Source organism: Sinomonas sp. G460-2, assembly GCF_047759905.1.
GTDB lineage: Bacteria > Actinomycetota > Actinomycetes > Actinomycetales > Micrococcaceae > Sinomonas.
This window is the reverse complement of sequence record NZ_JBKZWT010000519.1, coordinates 1-1,530: the sequence shown is the minus strand read 5'-3', so window position 1 is coordinate 1,530 and position 1,530 is coordinate 1. Positions and strand designations below refer to the sequence as shown.

Sequence of the window (1,530 nt, the reverse complement as noted above, 5' to 3'; positions counted from 1 at the left end):
GGCTCGGGCCCGGCCAGGCGCGCGGCTCCAGTCGCCTTGACCACGGCGACGGCGATCGCGGTCGTCATGGGGATGGCGAGCACGAGCCCGGTCGAACCCACGAGGGTGCGCACCACCTCCTCGGCGAGCTCCGAGCCCGTGAGGGCATCGAGGAGCGGCCGGTCGTAGAGCGCCACGATGATGAGCAGTGGAAGGGCCGCGCCCGCGTACGCGAACGCGATCGTGTACACGGTCGACGCGATGTGGTCGCGGCCAATCCGCAACGCCGAGGAGAAGAGCCTGCGAGCGGGCGTGTGCGGCGCGAGCTCGTAGAGCTCCCACACGGCGGAGGCCTGCGTGACCGTGACGTCGTTCAGCGCGCCAAGGCTCGCGATGATGAGGCCGCACAGGATGATTCCGGAGACCGAGAGATTGCCTCCGAGGTTCACGAGCGAGGCCGCGGGATGCGCGCCCACGCCCGTGAGGTTTCCCGCGTCCATCGCCCACGAGGCGAGTGCTGCCGTCACGCCAAGGCCGAAGACCGTGCCAAGCAACGCCGTGGACGTCCGCGCCGAGACCCCGTGCGCGAAGTACAGGACGCCCATCATGATGACCGTCGAGCCCACAAGCGCGAGCAGGAGGGGCGGCTTGCCCTCGACGAGACCCGGAAGGATGAACAGGGCCAGGACCGCGAACGCGCCCCCGAGGCCCAGAAGCGCTCGCAGGCCGCGCCACCGCGCGACGGCCACGACGACGACCGCGTACAGCCCCGCGAGCAGCAGCAGCGGAACCGTGCGCACGAAGTCGACGAACACAAACGACGGCGACTGGGCACCGCCGGAGGCGCCGGGAGATTCGGCCTGGGCACCGCCGGAGGCGCCGGGAGCTTCGGCCTGAGGGCTATCCGAGGAGCCTTGCTGCTGGGCCTGCTGGATCTTCGAGAGGTTGAGGTACCGGATCCTGTCCCCGGGCTTGACTCCGTGCGACACCATGACGTCCGGGTTCATCGCGACCCGTACCGCCATGCCCCCTGCGTCCGGCTGGGTCACTGCGAAGGTGCACTGGGAAGGCTGCTGGCCCTTCTGGCACCCGGACTGGGCAACCTGCTGCACCGTTCCGGTGTCCATCGTGACGCCCTGCGCAAGCGCATACGGGTTGGAGAGCTTGAGGTCGGCGCGGTTCCCCGAAGGCCACAGGAGCACCATCGCGACGAGGGTCACGAGGCCCAGCGGAACGAGCACAGCCGCGAGGATCCACGTCGCCCGGCGCCGGGCGACGGTCGCCGCGCGGCTCGGAGCCTCCACAGGGTCCGCGTGACTGTGCCCGCCGCCCACCGGGGTTCAGTCCCCCAAGATGACGGTGTCGGGACCGACCTGGGCCGCGAGCCCCGCCGCGAGGAGCGGGTCGACGGCCGCCCGGAGGGCCTCCATCGAGTCGTCGACCTCAAGCAGAACGGGGTGCTGATACGCGACGAGGGCCAGCAGCCCGCGCACGGCGTCCCGCGCGTCGTCGGCGTCGAGCGCGGGGTCGTGGCCGAGCAGGACTTCGGTG

The 1,530-nt window shown here is 71.1% G+C and carries 1 protein-coding gene and 1 pseudogene; both read right to left on the bottom strand.

The features are described from left to right. Positions 1 to 1,313 (bottom strand): YibE/F family protein (locus ACLN58_RS22070; protein WP_415857350.1); only part of this gene is annotated, 1,313 nt, incomplete at its 3' end. A gap of 6 nt (positions 1,314 to 1,319) precedes the next feature. Further along, positions 1,320 to 1,530 (bottom strand): annotated as a pseudogene (locus ACLN58_RS22065) (GNAT family N-acetyltransferase); the annotation flags it as partial.